Annotated in this window: 9 protein-coding genes; all 9 read left to right on the top strand. The window is 44.1% G+C overall.

Features of this window, described 5'->3' with window-relative positions; translation table 11 throughout:
• Position 1: 1 nt before the first annotated feature.
• The 9 genes from G6053_RS14550 (at position 2) to G6053_RS14510 (ending at position 20,157) form a co-directional block, all read left to right on the top strand.
• On the top strand, positions 2–2,629 hold the full coding sequence (locus G6053_RS14550) for a hypothetical protein (protein ID WP_165306889.1): 2,628 nt from the start codon (positions 2–4) through the stop codon (positions 2,627–2,629).
• A gap of 181 nt (positions 2,630–2,810) precedes the next feature.
• Positions 2,811–3,386 carry a Crp/Fnr family transcriptional regulator gene (locus tag G6053_RS14545; protein WP_108634162.1) on the top strand — a complete coding sequence of 192 codons (576 nt, stop codon included), beginning with the start codon at positions 2,811–2,813 and terminating at the stop codon, positions 3,384–3,386.
• A 64-nt stretch (positions 3,387–3,450) separates the two neighbouring features.
• Positions 3,451–4,461, top strand: coding sequence for an NAD-dependent epimerase/dehydratase family protein (locus G6053_RS14540; protein ID WP_165306888.1), 1,011 nt, complete (start codon positions 3,451–3,453; stop codon positions 4,459–4,461).
• A gap of 244 nt (positions 4,462–4,705) precedes the next feature.
• Complete coding sequence (locus G6053_RS14535; RefSeq protein WP_165306887.1) at positions 4,706–8,716, top strand: two-component regulator propeller domain-containing protein; 4,011 nt, start codon at positions 4,706–4,708, stop codon at positions 8,714–8,716.
• A 183-nt stretch (positions 8,717–8,899) separates the two neighbouring features.
• On the top strand, positions 8,900–11,764 hold the full coding sequence (locus tag G6053_RS14530) for a TIM-barrel domain-containing protein (RefSeq protein ID WP_241255002.1): 2,865 nt from the start codon (positions 8,900–8,902) through the stop codon (positions 11,762–11,764).
• A gap of 29 nt (positions 11,765–11,793) precedes the next feature.
• Complete coding sequence (locus tag G6053_RS14525) at positions 11,794–14,931, top strand: TonB-dependent receptor (RefSeq protein WP_165306886.1); 3,138 nt, start codon at positions 11,794–11,796, stop codon at positions 14,929–14,931.
• A gap of 11 nt (positions 14,932–14,942) precedes the next feature.
• The gene (locus tag G6053_RS14520) at positions 14,943–16,571 is read left to right on the top strand and encodes a RagB/SusD family nutrient uptake outer membrane protein (RefSeq protein ID WP_165306885.1); all 1,629 of its coding nucleotides are present in this window, start codon (positions 14,943–14,945) and stop codon (positions 16,569–16,571) included.
• Between the two features lie 52 nt (positions 16,572–16,623).
• Positions 16,624–17,559 (top strand): hypothetical protein, encoded by a 936-nt coding sequence (locus G6053_RS14515; RefSeq protein WP_165306884.1) that lies wholly within the window; start codon positions 16,624–16,626, stop codon positions 17,557–17,559.
• A 153-nt stretch (positions 17,560–17,712) separates the two neighbouring features.
• Positions 17,713–20,157, top strand: a complete 2,445-nt coding sequence (locus G6053_RS14510; protein WP_165306883.1) for a glycoside hydrolase family 2 TIM barrel-domain containing protein — start codon at positions 17,713–17,715, stop codon at positions 20,155–20,157.
• The last annotated feature ends 3 nt before the right edge of the window (positions 20,158–20,160 follow it).

Below are 20,160 nucleotides of genomic sequence, written 5' to 3'. Positions count from 1 at the left end.
GATGAAAGAAATCTTTTGCAGTCTATGCCTGTCCATACTGTCCACACTTGTTTTCGCACAGGAGAAAATCGATGGTATCGTCAGCAGCGACAAGCAGCCAGTAGCTTATGCAACCATCGTAATCGGCTATGCCAACAGTAGTCTCCATACGGTCAGAAGCAATAGTATGGGCCAGTATACATTTCATCTGACGAAAGAAGAAATGTCCAGGGTCCAATGGATCGAGGTGAGTCATATCTCCTATGAAAAAGTCCGGAAGGAATATAAAGACCAGAACCAGAAAGTGAACTTTGAGCTGGTCAAAAAGTCTATTCAGCTGGCGGATGTCACTGTCAGGAGCAGACCGTTGGCCGTACGTCGAGCCGGTGATACCACGCGTTACGCAGTCACTAACTTTGTCTCCGCCGAAGACAGAAATATCGGGGATGTGCTGCGACGCATGCCCGGCATTGAGGTGGACGAGAATGGTGTCATCAAACACAATGGCAAGACCGTCAGCCGCATGTACGTGGATGGCGATAATATCTTTCAGAATGGCTATGGCGTCGGCACCAGGACAATACAGCCCAAAGCGATAAAAGACGTGGAGCTGGTCCAAAATCATGAACATAAAAAAATCAAACAGGGGGTAAGCAACTCCGAAGATGTCGCATTAAATCTCGTTCTGAACGAAGATGCTAAAATGATCTGGTCAGGGGAAGCTACCATTGGTATTGCGGCGCCAATAGATGGTTTTATCAACGGGAATACCATGAGCTTCAAAAAGAAGTATAAAACCCTGAATACGTTGCAGTATAATTCTATAGGAGAACGCATAAACAACGATGTGGAATCCATTGCGTCATTGAACCTGACTGAACCGATTGCAGCAGCTACTCCTTCTGTACCGACAAATAAGTATTACAACAACAGGTCTTTAGCCTTTAATACCAATCAGTTTTATAAATGGACCGAGGGCTGGAGCTCCAGCCTCAATGGTAATCTGTGGGCCGACAGGGAGCGACTCATAAGTGATGGTACGCAAAGATATCTGTTGGCCGATGGCAGTGGGGTCACCTACAATAATTATTATAATACCACAAAAAAGCCTTTTTTTGGGCGAAGTAGCTTTACGCTGGAGGGCAATGACAATCGTTTTTATTTTAAAAATACCATCGATTATAAAGCGGAGAACCACCATCACCATACCTGGCTGCTGGATGATGAAGCACGCTTTGATCAACGGGGCCGGGATCAGCTGAATTTTATTTCCGAATCCATGGAATATACGCCCAAGTTAAAAAACAAAGACCTGATCACCTTTAATCTGGATCTGGAACGCAAATGGCATAAAGACCGGCTGGAAGTATCTCCCGGTGTGATGTCGAATTATTTAAATGAAAATCAGCCCTACGATGCTGTTGGGCAAGCCGTTTCTTTACCACAGACCAATGGAAATATTCAGGTCGCCTATACACGTAACAATACACGCTTAAAACGGACATATTTTGCTCGTTTGAATTATCTCGATAAGGAGCTGAATTCAGCATTGAACTTGGTCACAGGTGGATCCGTATTTGATAACGAAAGGTTTCCCGACAACAATTTACGCTGGAAACAACAACAAATGTCTGCTGGTGTAAAGCTGGACTGGAAAAACAAGGATTTTATCTTCTCCGGAGCTTTTCCTCTGACCTGGAATGGATGGGATATTGCTGATCGTCTGCTAGGATCAGCGACAACAACAAAGAAATTGTTGTTTACACCATCTGTCTCCCTGCAAGCTTACCTGCCCAATAGGGATTACTTCCTGTTATCATTCCGTTTTAATCAGGAAAATTCGGACCTCGATCAGCTTTACCCGAATCCAATCCTGAGTAATTTTAGGGAAATAAAAAGTTTTGCTGCACCGTTGTATTTCACTTCCAGTCAAGCTTATGTATTGCGCTATAACATCGAACGGCCAATCAGTTTATTTTACCTGAATGTAACAGCTTCGCATTTACGTACACAAAATGATTATCTAATCGGTCAGGATATAACACAACAGGGGATCATCAGCAAATTGCTTCCCTATGATAATCAGGCAACGACCAATAGTCTGACACTGGGTATGTCCAAATCCCTATTGAAAGAGGGGATTTATTTGGGGTTCAATGCAAGTATAAATCAAAATAGATACAATCAACTTCTGAATGGTCAATTTACGGCAGCCACTGGTACTACGATGACCTTAAGTCCGCGGCTTGAATATAAGGGAATCTCCCATACGGCATTGACCTATCAGTATAGCTATAGCAGATTTTTGAATAAGGTTAGCGGCGAACAAGAACAAAATTCCAACCGCTATACCTCAAATACCCATAGTCTAGGTGTACTTTATGTCGTTGGTACCTACCTCTTTGTGAAAGGAACCTGGAGCTATGGCACTTATCAAAGCAGTGCGCTTGATCCCATTACCAATAGCTTTTTGGACGCCTCCATTCGGTACAAACCTCTTAAAAGCAAACATAGCTTGGAACTCAACATTAATAATATCCTCAATAAAAAATTATACTCCAGTTACAGCTTGACTGCGAACCTGGAAAATCGGCAAACCATTCCGTTACGTGGGCTACAGTCCGTATTGAAATACAGTTTTCTGTTTTAGGTTAACGTGTGCCGCGGGCCATTACGGATAGCAACAACCTCAAGTCGGAGCCGGATAGGTATCCAATTTGATTTGAGGTTCATCTGAATGAGATTGGATCAGCTGTGGTTCTCTTCCAAAAAAACATCGTTATGATACATGGATTTATTCCCTATATTGCAAAAAAAATAATCGGTAGGAGATGCACGCGAAGTTTATTGAACTAATTACACAACGGGTCACACTTTCAAGTCTGGAAAAGGATTTGTGCCAACATTATCTGGAACCGGTAAAGTTTCCTAAAAACCATATCATCGAGGAGGAGGGGAAGGTGCCCGCTTATCTGTATTTTGTTGTATCGGGCTTTGTCCGATTGTTTCATTATAATGATAAAGGCGATGAGGTAACTACACATATCAACTGTCCACCGGGATTTATCACTTCTTTTGTAAACTTCAATAATCAAACCCGATCGGATGAAAATCTGGAATGCATCACAGAATGTGAACTACTGCGAATCGGCAAAAGTAATCTTGATCTTTTAACGGAACAATCACCCGCATTTAAAGATTTCAGTATCTATGTGTTTCAACTGTCGCTATCCTACAATGAGAAAAGATCAAAGGAACTGGCTACACTTACAGCTGAAAAACGTTATCTGAAATTGATGGCTGAGCAGCCGGAATTGCTCCATAACGTACCGATGCAGTATATTGCATCTTTTCTGGGCATGAACCCCAAAAGTTTGAGCCGCATCCGTAAACGGATCATTAGGTAACATTTGTGAAGTGATTTTAAATCGCAAGGGCAGAACTTTGTCTTAACATTTAAAATCAACGCACATGACAACTAAAAATTTGGTATTGGTGTCCGGAGCAAACGGACATTTAGGTAATAACCTTGTCAGATTACTGATAAGAAAGGGCTTTCAAGTACGCGCCTCGGTGCGGAATATCAGCCGTAGCGACAGTCTAAAAGGATTAAACTGTGAAGTCGTTCAGGCAGACATCGAGGATAAAGCCGCATTTAAAAATGCGTTACAGGGCGTCGAAACCTTCTATGCTGTGGGCGCCGCTTTTAAACTATGGGCGAAAGATCCACAAAAAGAGATCTACGAAGTGAATATGCAGGGGACACGAAATACTATTGAAGCTGCCGCTGAAGCAGGTGTCAAAAAAATCGTCTATGTAAGCTCCATAGCCGCGCTGAACTATAGTCACACGCCCACCAAAGAATCCAACGGTTACAACCCGGATCGCAGGGATGCCTATTACAATTCGAAGAATGACGGGGAAAAGCTGGCATTCAAACTGGCGGAAGAACTGAATATCGAATTGGTCTCCGTGATGCCCGGCGCCATGATCGGCGCTGAAGCTGCTCTTCCCCTGAATGTCTCCTATGATATCCTAAAATTGATATTAAACAAACAGATTCCCGTCGACACCGGTATTGCCCTCAATTGGGTGGATGTCAAAGACGTCGCCGAAGGCTGTTACCTCGCTGCTATGAAAGGGAAATCGGGGGAGCGCTACATACTCGCAAACGAAAAGTGTATGCGCATTACTGATACCACCAAAATAGCACAAAAACTATACCCTGAGCTCAATTTACGTATTCCAATGTCAGTGCCCAAGTTTGCGCTCTATGGAATTGCTGGACTGATGCAGTTGTCAGCGAAGTTAAAAGGGAAACCACCCATAATCACGACAAAAGATATTGCAATGTTCTCAGGTCTTCAACAGGATTTCGATATTTCTAAGGCAAGAACGGAACTGGGATTTAACCCCAAAAGCAGCGAACAGGCAGTCACCGAAGCATTGGCCTATCTGATGGAACACAAAATACTGCTTTAGCGTTTGCGCGGAATAAATGCATCATAAATTGATTTATGATGCAATTTTTATTGTATGATGCATAGCTTGTCAACATATAGCCAACAAGCTTGTCTTTATATGATAGAGCTCTTAAATTTTTATCTGCGGTATATGTTTTTTTTATAAGCTATCTTAAATAAAGATGCATTGTTCGCATTAAAAAAGCATATTGGGATTTGCTGGATCTGCTCAATTTTTTGTATCATTGGGGAGATCATAACCAATGCAGCAGCTTAAGTCTTTTTTATACGCGTATATCCACCTCTTTTTTCTCCTTTTGTTAGGGCAATCTTCGGCTTGGAGCCAGGTCAATAGCTATGCTTTTAAAACCTTAACTTCTGACCAAGGCCTGGTTCATAATCACGTCAATTGTGCACTCCGGGATAAGTATAATTACCTTTGGTTTGGTACCGAATCGGGCTTGAGCAGATTTGATGGTGTACAATTTACAAATTTTCGTTATGCAGCCAGTAAACTTACAGGACTAAGTGGCAATGTCATTTCTGGGCTCTTTGAAGGGCCCGAAGGAAATGTATGGATTCGTACCGCGAATCGGATGAATGTATATGATCAACACTCGGGCATCATTATCCAACAAATAGATTCCATATTGACTGCCCTAAAGCTACCTGTGATGGATGTCTATTCCATCAGGCCTATGGATGAGCATTGCTTTGCACTTTTGTATAGCGATCGTTCTCTGATCTTGTTCGATTATCTAAAGAAAACGTATCGCAAGGTGCCGCAGTTGACCAAGGACAGCAGAATCACCGATGTAATTCCCGGCAGAGGCCAAACCATCTGGGTAATCTACGAAAACGGCCTACTTGGCAACATCGATACAAAGTCACTGCAAAGTATAAAGACCAGCAGGCTGCCAATGCCGAACAAACTGATAAATTATAACCTCTTTACCGACCGCGATGGCGCAATCTGGATCTTCTCAAAAGATATTCCGATCGGCGTTTACTGGCTTGATCCCAAAGACGGACAAATTCATCATCTACAAAAAGAACTGTCCAATCCTTTCGTGGGTAATATTGTTCAAGACGATCAGGGACAGCTTTGGCTGGGCACCGATCATGGCGGCATCAACATCTATGACAAGAAAAATAATAGCATCCAGCGAATTGGCAATGATAGATATGACTTAAGGAGCCTGCCTTACAATAGCATTACGTCGCTATACCGGGATAAATCAGGAATTATCTGGGTCGGAACATATAAGGGCGGGATCAGCTATTATCATCCCAATTTGTTGTTGTTCTCCCTAATCAAAAATTATCCCGGACTCCCCAAATCGCTCCCTTTTGATGATGTCAATAAGTTTGTAGAAGATCGTAAAGGCAACCTCTGGATCGGAACAAATGGGGGTGGATTGCTCTATTATGATACCAAACAGAAGACTTTTACTCAGTATCTCCATGATCCGGCTAACCCAAATAGCCTGAGTAGCAATGTGATCGTCTCCTTATTTTTGGATGCAGACAATGTACTCTGGATAGGAACTTATCGAGGTGGTATGTGCCGTTTTAATGGCAAAGATTTTCAGGTTTTCCACCGAGATCCGGCTCCCGGAGGACTAAACGACGATAGTGTATGGGAGATCTATGAAGATAGTCAGCATCGTTTTTGGGTAGGAACACTGAGCTCGGGCCTTTATCTTTTTGATAAAAAAACGCAGCGCTTCGCAAAAAAACATACCCGACGGGGTGAAACTGTCAATAGCAATTATATATCGGTGTTGTTTGAGGATTCAAAAAAACGCCTGTGGATCGGTACAGCGACAGGTCTGGCGCTGCTGGCGCCTGACGATGAGATCAGCTATATCAGCACCGTTAGTTCTCCGCTAAAACTTCGTAACGATTTAATTTATGATATAAAGGAGGATAAAAAAGGGCGTATTTGGGTAGCGACACAAGAGGGATTGCATGTGATAGATGAAAAAAAAATTAGCTACCTGACACAAGCAGATGGACTCAGTGAGGATGCGATCCTGGCCTTACTGGTCGATAATCAAGGTGATATTTGGGCATCAACCAATAAAGGACTGTCAGAGGTCGTCGGTACGGGGCAAGCACAAAAATTTATTATCCGCAACTTTACACAGGAACTGGGCCTTCAAGGGAATGTATTTAATGAGAACGCTGCGTTAAAATTGCAGGATGGAAGACTTGTTTTCGGCGGGCCAAAAGGATTTAACTTTATCGATCCTTCAAAAATCAGGGACAAAAGTGAACTGATACTGCCGGTTTTATCTAATCTCTACTTATTCAACAAACGCGTAGCAGTAGGTGAGGAATTTGCGGGTCGTGTGATTTATGGTCAATCCTTAAATAATCTCAAGAAGCTGACTCTCCCGTACACCCTGAATGCCATCTCCCTGGAGCTCTCCACCTTTGATTATCTGCAACAGCATAACGGTCTCTACCAATATCAGCTTAGTGGCCTAAGTGATAAATGGTTTGATTTTGAACCGGGGACCATGCGCGCCAATTTTACCAATCTGGACAGCCGGACCTATAGGTTGTACGTCCGGCATGCCATCGCTTCGAATAGCTGGTCGGAGGGAGTGCTCCTCCTAACAATCGACGTACAACCGCCGCTTTGGCGTTCAACATGGGCCTTCCTTTTATATGGAGGCCTGATATTGGTCGTACTTTGGACGTATATTTATTTAACCAAGCTGCGTGCCAAGACGCGCAATCAACTCTACCTGGCGCAGGAACAGGCCTCACAAGCCAAAGAACTGGATGCCTTAAAAACGCGATTCTTCACAAATATTAGCCACGAGTTTCGGACACCGATCAGTTTGATTCTGACACCAACGCAGCAGTTGTTGGATGGCGAACAACATCCGGATAAAAAAGCAGACTTAAACTTGATCAAGAAAAATGCAGACCGTCTACTCAAACTCGTCAATCAGCTCCTGGACTTCCGAAAGCTGGAAAAAAGTGAATTGGAACTGAGCGAAGAATATGGAGACCTTATGGGTTTTATGCGCGAACAGCTCGATGCTTTTATAGGACTGGCACAGAGCAACCAAGTTATATTGCAGGTTAGTCTCGCCCCACAGGTGTATTCGGTCTGGTTTGACAAAAATAAGCTGGAAAGCATTATTTTCAATTTGATGTCGAACGCAATCAAATTTAGCCCACTATCCGGCATCGTGACATTCAAGGCCAAAATAGGTGAAGAAGGTATGGCAAAGATATTGTCTATTGAAGTCCAAAACCTAGGGACAACAATTCCCGAAGCCCTTCAATCCCGTGTTTTTGAACGCTATGTTCAACTGGACGTTCCTAATGGTAAACTGAACCAGGGTACAGGTATCGGGCTTTCTATCGTCAAGGATTATGTAGAGTTTCTGGGAGGTAACATCAGACTGAACAGCAATGCGGGACGGACAACATTTTACGTGGAGTTGCCTATACACAGCGTGGAGACGAGCAGCGATAGCAACGAAAGTAGCACGCGGGATAAACCTTGTATTTTATTGGTCGAAGATGATGCTGACTTTCTTCACTACCTTGAGCGAATGCTCAGATCAACCTATCTAATTACTTCTGTACAAAGTATCAATGAAGCAAAGCTGATTCTAAATAAACAACAGGTTGATCTGGTGATCACTGATTTTAGCTTGCCCGGCGATACTGGATTGGATCTGTGTCGCTATATAAAAGCTCATACCAAGCTGGTCCATATCCCTGTACTTATCATAACCGCCATCGTCAATCAGAAAACTGAACTGGAAGCCCTACAAGCTGGCGCCACAGATTATATCAACAAGCCTTTTAATGTGAGTCTGCTGCGTTCTAAATTGGCCCAAATACTTAGTCAGCAGCAGACCTTGGTGAAACGGTACAAAAAACAGATTAACGTACAGCTGACGCAACCCGATATCGAGTCTGCCGATGAACAGTTTATCCGTACGCTTGTAAAGGAAATTGAACAGGACATCAGTGACTCGTCGCTTTCTGTCGAACTGCTAGCCAAAAGAATGAATATCACGCGCGTAGGACTTTATAAAAAAGTGCTTGCCATTACAGGCTATTCACCGATGGAATATATCCGTCATATCCGGCTTAAACGTGCTATGCATCTGGTTCAAAACTCAAAATTATCGATGGCCGAAATTGCGTATGCAGTCGGATTCGGAAATCCCAAGCAATTCAGTAAATATTTTAAATCTGCTTTCGGTAATTTGCCTTCATTCTACCGTAAACAGCTGTAAAACTACCATTTAAGTATAATCAATGCCCTGCATTATATTTTGTATGTTAACAAAACAACCCCTAAAAGTTAACAAATCATAACCTTTATACAACCGGTTGCACCCTATATTTGATTTGTTCTTTCGATGGGAAAGGACACGTAATAACCAAGGGAAATATAGTAACCAATAATCTTATTTTAAATGCGCAACTTAACGTATGCTTTAAGTGGTTTGATGCTCTTCGCAATGCTGCAGCAAGGGCTCGGACAGGCCAGCAAAGCTCATTATGAAAAAACACCAACTGGTATCAAAGTCAGCTTCAAAAATTCGGAAACTTCCATCGATCAAGATGTCTATTTGGATGTCGTAACGGATAAAATCGTGCGTGTCACGGCAGTTCCGGCTGGTGCCACCTTTCCAAAACAAACGAGTATGGTGATTATTGATTCATTGCGTCGGCAAGTGAAATCACTGGTTGTCAGTTCAAGCGATTCGACGGTAAATGTGCAAACAGCAAATATAAAGGCAGTCGTCTCCTTGGTAAGTGGCAAAGTAGAATTCTTGGATCTCACGGGGCAATCCATCTTTAAAGAGGCGAAGCGGAATTCAAATTCCTTTTTATCGAACAGTTATCAGGCTGATGCATTTTATCAGATCAACCAAGACTTTATCGTCAATTCCGAAGAAGGGATTTATGGGCTTGGCCAACATCAGAATGCCGTCATGAACTATAATCGTGGGAAGCAAGTTTCTTTGCTGCAATACAATACGGAAATCGGGATCCCTTTTTTGCTATCAACCAATAACTACGGGATCTTATGGCACAATTACTCCATTACAAAGGCGGGTGACGTCAGGCCATTGCTGCCCTTAAATGCCTTCAAGCTTCTGTCAAAAGAAGGTGAACCGGGCTGGCTTACCGCGACCTATGTAAATCGGAACCAGGCCGACGAAGTGTTCGTATCCCGACCGGAATCGATCATCGATTATGGTTATCTAACGGATCAGCACAAGTTTCCAACGGGGATAAAGCTGGCTGACAGTAAAGTCATCTACGAGGGCAGCCTTGCTTCGCCCTATACAGGCAAGCATGTGCTGCATTTCAAATATTCAGGTTATATGAAAGTCTGGATAGACGGTGAACTTGTAGCCGACCGCTGGCGGCAATCCTGGAATGCAGGTACTTTTGAAATCGAAAGGAATATGAGCAAAGACCAGCCGCAGCAAATCCGAATGGAATGGATACCTGATGGCGGTGAATCTTATTTTACCTTAAACTGGCAGAGCCCTATTCCCGCAGCGCGTGAAAATATATTCTCTTTTAATTCGGAAGCTGGTGATGCCATTGACTATTACTTTGTTCGGGGTACATCGATGGACGAAGTCATTTCGGGCTATCGCCAATTGTCCGGTAAGGCACCTATTATGCCACTTTGGAGCTTTGGGTTCTGGCAGAGCAGGGAACGTTATAAGACCCAGGAGGAAATTGAACAGGTGGCTGCGGAATTCCGGAAGCGTAAAATTCCGATTGACAATATTGTTCAAGATTGGTCTTACTGGTCTGAAAACGACTGGGGGAGCCAAAAATTTGATCCGAAACGCTTTCCGGATCCTCAGGCAATGATCAAAAAATTACATGATCAACACTTTAAAATCATGATTTCGGCATGGCCCAAAATCAATGAGGAGTCTACAGTATACCAAGAATTTAAAGCCAACAAATGGATCTATCCACGCAATATCTATGATGGCCGTAAAGATTGGATAGGAAAAGGGTATACGTCTACTTTTTATGATCCTTTTAATAAAGGAGCGCGCGATGGATTTTGGAAGTTGTTGGACGATAACCTCTTCAAAATTGGAATTGACGCCTGGTGGATGGATGCCAGTGAGCCGGACATCCATTCCAATATCGATTTAGATGAACGCAAATCGGTCTTTCAACCCAGTATAGGATCATCTGTTCGCTACTACAATGCATTCCCTTTGCAAAATGCCAAGGGTATCTATGAGGGGCAGCGTGTGACAGACCCCAATAAAAGGGTTTTTATTTTGACACGATCCTTTTTTGCCGGACAACAACGCTATGCTGCGGCAGCCTGGAGCGGTGATATTGCCTCCAGATGGCATGATATGAAAGATCAGATCGCTGGGGGGATAAATTTCTCGATGTCAGGCACGCCCTATTGGACAATGGATGCAGGCGGCTTTTTGGTCGAAAACAGATTTCACAAACCGAATGCAACTGATCTGGAAGAGTGGCGCGAACTCAATAGCCGATGGTACCAATACGGCGCATTCTTACCTTTATTTAGGGCCCACGGACAGTTTCCATATCGGGAACCGTACAATATTGCTCCCTCGGATCACCCTGCTTATAAAAGCATGACTTATGCAATCAACCTGCGTTATAAATTGCTATCCTACAACTACAGTCTTGCGGCAAAAACATTTTTTGAAGATTATTCGATGATACGTGGGCTCGCCATGGATTTTCCACGGGACAAAAACGGCTTTAACAGCAACGATCAATACCTCTGGGGGCCATCCTTACTGGTCAATCCAGTCACCGAAAAAGGAGCGATATCCCGCAAAGTACATTTCCCGAAGGGTACGACCTGGTATGATCTATATCATGGCAAGCAGATCGAAGGAGATCAGGACCTGATTGTTGCAGCACCTTATGAACGCATGCCAGTCTATGTCAGAGCGGGCGCAATACTACCCATTGGGTCGGTCATGCAGTATACAACAGAGAAAAAACAGGATATACTGGACCTTTATGTCTACGATGGAGCAGATGGTCATTTTTCACTTTATGAAGACGAAGGAAACAATTATAATTATGAAAAAGGGAAATATAGCCGCATAGATTTCAACTATGACAACACGACAAAAACGCTGTCCCTGCAAGAACGTAAAGGTGATTTCGACGGGATGCTGACCAAAAGGAAGTTTAATATCATTTTTGTCAGTGACAAGAATGTAGTCGGGCTGGATGTACCATCAAAAAAATCAACAGCAGTATCCTATACGGGTAAAGCTGTACAGATCAAATTAAAATAAATAAAAAACCAACTTATAAATCAAGACGTATGATAAGCAAACAATTGTTGAGCAGGGGCGTGGCCGTCGTGGTCATGACCAGCGTGACCTCTTTGGTCTGGGCACAATCCTTCACAGGATCGGTTGTTTCGGCTGATTCAGGCTTGCCAATCGGGGGAGCGAGTATCAAAGTAAAGAATCAGAAGATTTCAACAAGTAGCGATGAATCGGGCAAATTTTCATTGACGGTCGGTACTGGAACAATTTTAACGGTCTCTTATGTGGGGTATAAAACCGAGGAAATTACAGTGACCGGTCCCAATATGGTGATCCGTCTACAACCACAAGCTTCCGATCTCGAAGAAGTAGTTGTCATTGGCTACGGTGTGCAAAAGAAAAAATTGAATACAGGAGCCAATTTGAAGGTAGAGGGTGAAGAACTGCAGAAACGCAATCAGTTGAACCCCCTGCAATCGCTTCAGGGGCAAGCGCCGGGGGTATCCATCACCTCCACTTCCGGTCAGCCAGGAGCAGATATGAAGGTCGTCGTCCGCGGACTGGGAACAATCGGCAATTCCGGTCCTCTATATGTCATTGATGGCGTCCCCGGTGGCGATATTTCGGTCTTGAATGCCGCCGATATCCAATCCATTGATGTTTTAAAAGATGCCGCCTCCGCAGCCATCTATGGATCGCAGGCAGCAAATGGGGTTGTCCTCGTCACCACAAAGATGGGGGCCGCAGGTAAAAATGTACTTTCGTTCGATGGCTATACAGGCATTCAGAATGTTTCGCGCAAAGCGAAGTTATTGGATGCAAATCAATACAAGCTGATCATGAATGAGCAATCGCTGAATTCGGGTGCGTCGCCGATCAATTTTGATGGTATGGAAGGCTTAGCTAACACAAGATGGCTGGATTACATGTTCAAGGACAATGCAAAAATGGACAATTACAACGTGGCGCTTACGGGCGGATCGGAAAAATCCACCTATGCCTTGTCGATGAACTATATTGGTCAAGAAGGAATAGCAGGTGGTAAAGAGGTGTCCAATTACCAGCGTTATGGTTTTCGAACAAACTCGGAGCATAAACTCTTTGATAATTTTGTAAAAATCGGCCAGCACCTCAACTTTAACTATATAAAAAATCGGGGTATTGGTGTCGGCAATCAATACAACAATACGCTACGCGGCGCATTTGCCACGTCGCCCTTGTCACCGGTCTATTCGGACAATGGCCTATATGGCAGTCCTTTCAATGACACCTCCAACTCGCCCTGGTATAATGGGGACAGTAATCCATATGGTGTCATGATGACCAATTCGAATAACAATAACGATGGTCAGAAATTGCTAGCCGATATTTTTGCAGAGATCGAACCGATCAAGGGGTTAAAAGTCCGCTCGCTATTGGGGTTCAACTATTATGCCTCAGAATATCGGAGTTTCACGCCTTTGTACCGCTTTTCGATTTATACCTACAACCAGGATCATACGACTACCTCGCAGAATATGAGCAAGGGGCATACGCTTACCTGGACAAATACCGCATCCTATGACTTTGATATCAACACAGACCATCGCTTTTCGGCCATGCTGGGTATGGAGTCGTTACGTTATCAGGGAACCTATCTGTCAGGATCCAACTGGAACTTGCTTTCCCAGTTTAACGATTTTGCGCATGCTTACCTTGACAACACCACAGGGCAGGCGCATTTGGATGAAAAGGGTAATGTCGTGGAGACCAGGACGGTCTCGGGAAAGCCTGAAAATATCTCCCGAAGGGTTTCATATTTCGGAAGACTGGGTTACAATTACAAGGAAAAGTACCTACTGAATGCGACAATACGGGCAGATGGGTCCTCCAAATTTTCACGTAGCAACCGCTGGGGGTATTTCCCTTCGGTGTCGGCTGGCTGGGTCATTTCTTCGGAAGATTTCTTTAAGGAGAATTTAGCTGGCGTAAACTTCTTCAAACTGCGTGCTTCATGGGGACAGGTGGGCAACCAGGATATTGCTGATTTCCAATATGCAGCGCCCATTAGTACCTCAACAGGTATCACCTCATCCAACCCCGGAGCGCATTATGTCTTCGGAACAAGCAACAACAATATTGCTGGCGCCTATCCAAGCCGTTTGTCCAATCCAAATTTGACCTGGGAAACCTCCGAGCAAACCAATATTGGGTTTGATGCCAAATTTGCGAATAACCGCCTGGATGTGGTTGCCGACTTTTATGTCAAAAAGACTAAAAATTGGTTGGTTACAGCTCCAGTCTTGGCAACGACAGGAACACTGCCTCCATTTATCAATGGGGGTGATGTAAAGAATACAGGTGTGGAGCTTGGGCTGAATTGGGCTGACAAGATCAATGAACTCAAGTACCGGGTGGGGGTAAACGGAGCCTACAACAAAAATAAAGTTGGCCAGATCCCTACCGAAGACGGCATTATTCACGGACAGACGGCCATGTTGTACGATAATTCAGAGGAATTCTATCGTGCTGAAAATGGCCTGCCCATTGGTTACTTCTGGGGATATAAGACCGACGGTCTATTCCAAAATCAATCCGAAATTGATGCTTGGCGAGCAGCTGGAAAAGGTATCCTGCAAGCGGATGTAAAGCCTGGCGACGTAAAATATGTAGATCAAAACAACGATGGCATTATCAATGCCTCAGACAAAACAAATCTGGGAGTAGGCATGCCTGATTTTACCTATGGTTTTAATATTGGTCTAGATTATAAAGGTTTTGATTTATCGGTGAACGCCTATGGTTCCCTCGGGAACAAGATTGTACAGTCCTACCGTAATCATACCAATAAACAGGCAAACTATACAACGAGAATACTAGATCGATGGACCGGGGAAGGTACTTCCAACAGCATCCCGCGTGTCACCGAAACGAACGTCAACTGGCAGTTTTCAGACCTTTATGTTCAGGACGGGGATTTTCTGCGGATCAGCAATGTTACCTTAGGCTATGATCTTTCCAAACTTATCAAGTGGAAGTATGGCAATCAGATCCGTTTCTATGTACAAGGACAAAATCTGCTCACATTCACCAAATACGACGGTATGGATCCCGAGATTGGCTATGGTACGGACGGCTGGGTATCGGGCATTGATCTGGGCTATTACCCAAGACCCCGGACAGTTCTATTTGGCCTAAATGTTAAATTCTAAATCAAGAAATCATGAAAAAAACGAGCTATATCTATCATTCCATGTTATTGGGATCCTTATTATTAGGGTCATGTTCTTCCAATTTTTTAGATGTCGAACCGATGACAAGCGTTTTGGAGAGCAATTTTTATAAAACAGTGGCCGATGCTGAAATGGCTTTAGTCGGCTGCTATGACGGTTATCAAAGGACGACGTCCAACGGCAGCCAAGCCTTTTATATCACGTCGGAGATCGCCTCGGACAACTGTTTTGGCGGTGGGGGGACAACAGACGGCCGAGGGTTTCAAGCAATAGACCGTTTTGATATTGCACAATCCCAATCGGACAATAATATCTTTGACGGCACCTGGTCAGATTACTATGCCGGTATTTTTAGATGCAATACGCTACTAGGGAAATTGGATGGCACCGACTTCTCGGGAAGCACAACCGCCCGCGCGCGAATTGAAGGTGAAACCAGATTCCTACGTGCCTTAATGTACTTTGATCTTGTACGCCTTTTCGAAAGAATACCTTTGTTAACGAGTCCGACCAACGAGAATATTCCACAATCGGATCCTAAAGCGATTTATCAATTGATTGTTTCGGACCTCAAATTTGCGGCTGCGAACATTCCGGAGACAGCTTATCCGAAATCGGCAGCCGCCACCAATGACGGTCGGGCTACGACATTTGCTGCAAAAGCGCTCTTGGCCCGTGTTTATCTCTTTTATTCGGGATACTACGGCAGCGAGGACATCGGCGTATCCAGAGCAGAAGCCCTGACGGGGTTGGAAGACGTGATCAGCAGCGGACAGTTTGCCCTGGTGGCAGATTTTAAGAATCTATGGCCAGCAGCAAGTTATATTCCAAATGCCAGCAACAATACACTAGATATTTCCAAATATGCCGGCAAGGGAAATTCTGAGGTTGTATTTGCGCAGAAATTTAACAATACCTCTAACTACAGCGGGTATGTCGATGGTAATCGCTGGGTAGTATTTCTAGGCCTGCGGGGCAAAAATTGGTCGCCCTATGGACAGGGATGGGGTGTATGCACAGTAAGTAAAAACTTCTTCAATGAGCTTGACAATAACGACACACGTAAGACGGCGTCCATCATTGATATCGAGGGCGAAAAAATAACGGGTTTTGACCTCAAAGATCAGCGCGAATACACGGGATACGCCGTAAAAAAATATGCACCCACCGCATTGCCGGATGGCACCACGAATACGGGTGGGGATAAGGATATGCAATTATCACAGGATCAGGATTACTTTGTGATCCGCTATGCCGATGTCCTGTTGATGGCAGCCGAACTGGGTTCCGTAAATGCCCAAAAATATTTTGACGAGGTGCGGAAAAGGGCTTATAAAACCAATTTTGTAGCGCTGCCCGTATCAAAAAGCAATATTCTAAAGGAAAGAAAATTTGAGTTTGCATTTGAAGGTATCCGCTATTGGGACGTGCTGAGACAAGGGCTGGATATGGCAGCAACCACGCTACAAACATCAGAAGATGTGCTTAGTGGTTCGGTGCCTGAGAAAGTTATTGTAAACCGAGAGCGTTTTTTGACAACAAGAGGCTTTATGCAAATTCCAAACAAGCAGATCACCCTTTCCAACGGTATATTGAAACAGAATGCTGGATGGAATTAAGCGTAAACACCGTACAATGGACTATTGGTTTAACTATAATAAATTGATAAAAATGAAAAAGATACTAACAGTTATCATCTGCTTCTTTGCGGCGATGGTACTCTTTGGAGCCTGCACTCCGGAGAACTATACACTGGGTGACATCGATGTCACATCGACACAGTTGGAGAAGGGAAAAGCTTTTACCGTTGAACATGATGCTAATAATCCCAATATTGTGTATTTAACCAGTTTAATGGATCCCAAATATACGCCTTTATGGGAACATCCACAGGGACGCAGCCAGGAAAAAAAGGTAACGCTGAAAATGCCTTTTCCCGGGGAATACACGATCAAGTTTGGCGTCGAAACCCGAGGGGGAATTGTCTACGGAGAGCCGGTGTCATTTAAAATCGATCAGATGTATGCCGAATTTATCAGCGACGAGACCTGGACTTTGCTGACGGGTGGCGCAGGAGAGGAGAAAACATGGTATCTGGATCTAGACGCAGATGGCATCTCCCGCTACTTTAAAGGCCCCCTATATTTTTACGGCACAGGAGACTGGTGGGGAACGATAAACAAAACCGGTGAGCCGCTCAATAGTGACAGCTGGAGCTGGGAGCCCGATTGGAAAAGCAACAGCTGGCTTATGCCCGCGGGTGACTATGGTAGCATGACTTTCGACCTGAAAGGCGGGGCAAACGTCAACGTGAAGCACGCGATGTTGGGTAAAGTTCAGAAAGGGACTTTTAATATTGATACCGAAAAGAAAACCATGCGTATGACAGGGGCTTCACCTTTGCACGGAAAGCCGCAAGATGGGATCGTCGTCGACTGGGGAGATGTACGTATTATGTCGCTGACGCAAAATACCATGCAACTGGCGGTACTACGGGATCCGGTGCTGTCGAATGACGGTGCCGCCATGCTGACCTTCAATTTTATCAGTAAAGCCTATAAGGAGAGTTTGACTGAAAATGGAGCGGAAACCAATAACGATAAATAAGATAATTGATCCTGACTATTTACCTAAAGCTTATTCAATACATACCATTTGTACGATCTATCACCATCAGGATAGGTCCATGTAAGTAAATATGCATGAGACAAATGACTATATGATTGATCAAATTTGGTGCCTACAACGGGAGATAAATTTATGTGGAAACGACTATTTTATAAAGGATATTGCCAAATAATGGGCCTGCTGTTCCTAACATTGGTAACAACAGGCTCTTCCATCGGGCAATCCAGACAGGTTATTAATTTTAATCCGGGCTGGTGGTTTAAACTGGACAGTAGCCAACAATATACCGATGACCGAAGTGGAGAAGGCTGGCGCTACGTCGACCTACCGCACGACTGGAGCATTGAAATGCCATTCAGCGCAAGCAGCCCTGCGGCTAGCGGCGGGGCTTACCTCGATGGTGGAATTGGCTGGTACCAAAAATCATTTAAGCTGCCTAAGGCTGAAAGGGGACAACGGATATTTATTGCATTTGAAGGGGTGTATGAAAATAGTGAAGTATGGATCAATGGGCATTTCTTAGGCAAAAGACCCAACGGTTATATCGGATTCGAATATGAAATGTCACGCTATCTGTTCCAGGATGGCAGGGAGAACCTGCTTTCGGTCAAAGTAAATAACAACAACCAGCCCAACTCGCGTTTCTATTCAGGTTCCGGGATTTATCGGGATGTAAAATTAGTTGTCCGAAATCCGATTAGCGTAGCCAGCAACAGTACCTTTATAAGAGCCTCACAGCTCAATGAAAAGCACGCCGTCGTAAACCTGTCGCTGGAAATTGAACAGACCCTTAAGGAAGCAAAAACGATCACGGTACTGACACAATTGCTTTCGCCAGACGGCCTGTCTATTGCAAGTGAACATACGATTTTGTCAAAATTAAAAACGGGGCTTCACCACATCCAGCAGCAAATATCCATTGACAATCCTATTTTGTGGAGTATTGAAACGCCGCGGCAGTATACGGCACGCGTACAGTTGATTGCGGATGGCCAGGTGCTGGATGAACAGAATAACAAATTTGGTTTACGTAATTTTAACTTTGATCCTCAACAGGGTTTTACGCTAAACGGGAAGCGTCTTAAAATCCGAGGTGTGTGTCTACACAGTGATCTCGGTGCACTGGGTATGGCATTCAACCGTTCTGCAGCATTACGTCAACTACGATCCATGAAAGCAATGGGTGTCAATGGGATACGTACATCACACAACCCTGCAGCACCGGCATTTTTGGATCTCTGTGATAGCTTGGGTTTTGTGGTGATGAGCGAAACATTTGACGTTTGGAAGGGGCACAAAAACCCGTATGACTATCATTTATATTGGGATCAATGGTACAAACGGGATTTTGTGGACCATGTTAAACGCGACCGTAATCATCCGTCGCTGTTTATCTGGTGCCTGGGTAATGAAGCGCAAGAACAGTGGCATTCAAAACCGGATGGAACAGCTATTCCAATCGCTCTGGCCTCGATCGTCGACAGCTTGGATGGAACCCGTCCGACTACCATTGCAAACAATGAACTTTCCAAAGCGAATCCGGTGCTGATGAGTTCTGCAGTGGATCTGATAGGCTATAACTACAACCATAAAAAATGGGCAAGTTTTCCAGAGGATCATCCTGGCAAAAAGTTCATCGTAACGGAAAGTACCTCTGCATTGGAAAGTCGTGGACAGTATGATTTGATTCCTTATGATTCCGTTCGCATGTGGCCCGAAAGATGGGATATCCCTTTCGATGGAGGCAACAAGGATAAGAGTATATCGGCTTATGACCATGTATTTACCCCTTGGGGGTCAGACCATCAGACGAGTTTGAGGTTAATGGAAAAGTACGATCATATCGCGGGCATGTATGTATGGACGGGATTTGATTACCTTGGTGAACCCACACCTTATACTTGGCCAGCAAGAAGTTCGTACTTTGGAATTGTGGACTTAGCAGGCTTCCCGAAGGATATATACTATTTGTACCAAAGCGTATGGACATCGAAGCCTGTCCTACATGTATTGCCTCATTGGAATTGGAAAAAAGGAGATAAAATAGATGTGGTGGTTTACTTTAACCAAGCAGACCGGGTAGAACTTTATCTCAATGGCAAAAAGATAGGCAATAAGAAAAAAGATTCCGACCGTTACGAACTCGTTTTTAAGGGTATAGCATTCGAACCCGGCACGCTTGAGGTTATCTCTTATCAGCAGGACAAAAGAGTGTTAAGTAAAATAATCCGTACAGCAAAAAAGGAACAGCGGATAGCACTGATTGCAGAAAACGACTCACTTAGTGTCGCGACAAATGAACTTTCTTTTGTACATGCCTATGTTGTGGACGAGTTTGGCACCCTTGTTCCCGATGCAGCAAATAAAATTGATTTTGAGGTGGAGGGAGATGGGGCAAAAATTGTGGCGACGGATAATGGGGATACAATAGATCATACGCGTTTTCAGTCGACATCGCGACGGGCATTTCATGGTAAAGCGTTGGTTATTGTCTCAAGTAAAAACAAAGGCCAAATTGTCGTAAAAGCAAAAAGTAAGGGGCTTATTTCGGGGGATATTCGCATCAAGGTTGAATAGGGG

The organism is Sphingobacterium sp. DR205 (genome assembly GCF_011064245.1).
Lineage (GTDB): Bacteria > Bacteroidota > Bacteroidia > Sphingobacteriales > Sphingobacteriaceae > Sphingobacterium > Sphingobacterium athyrii.
This window is presented reverse-complemented; position numbering and strand designations above follow the sequence as displayed.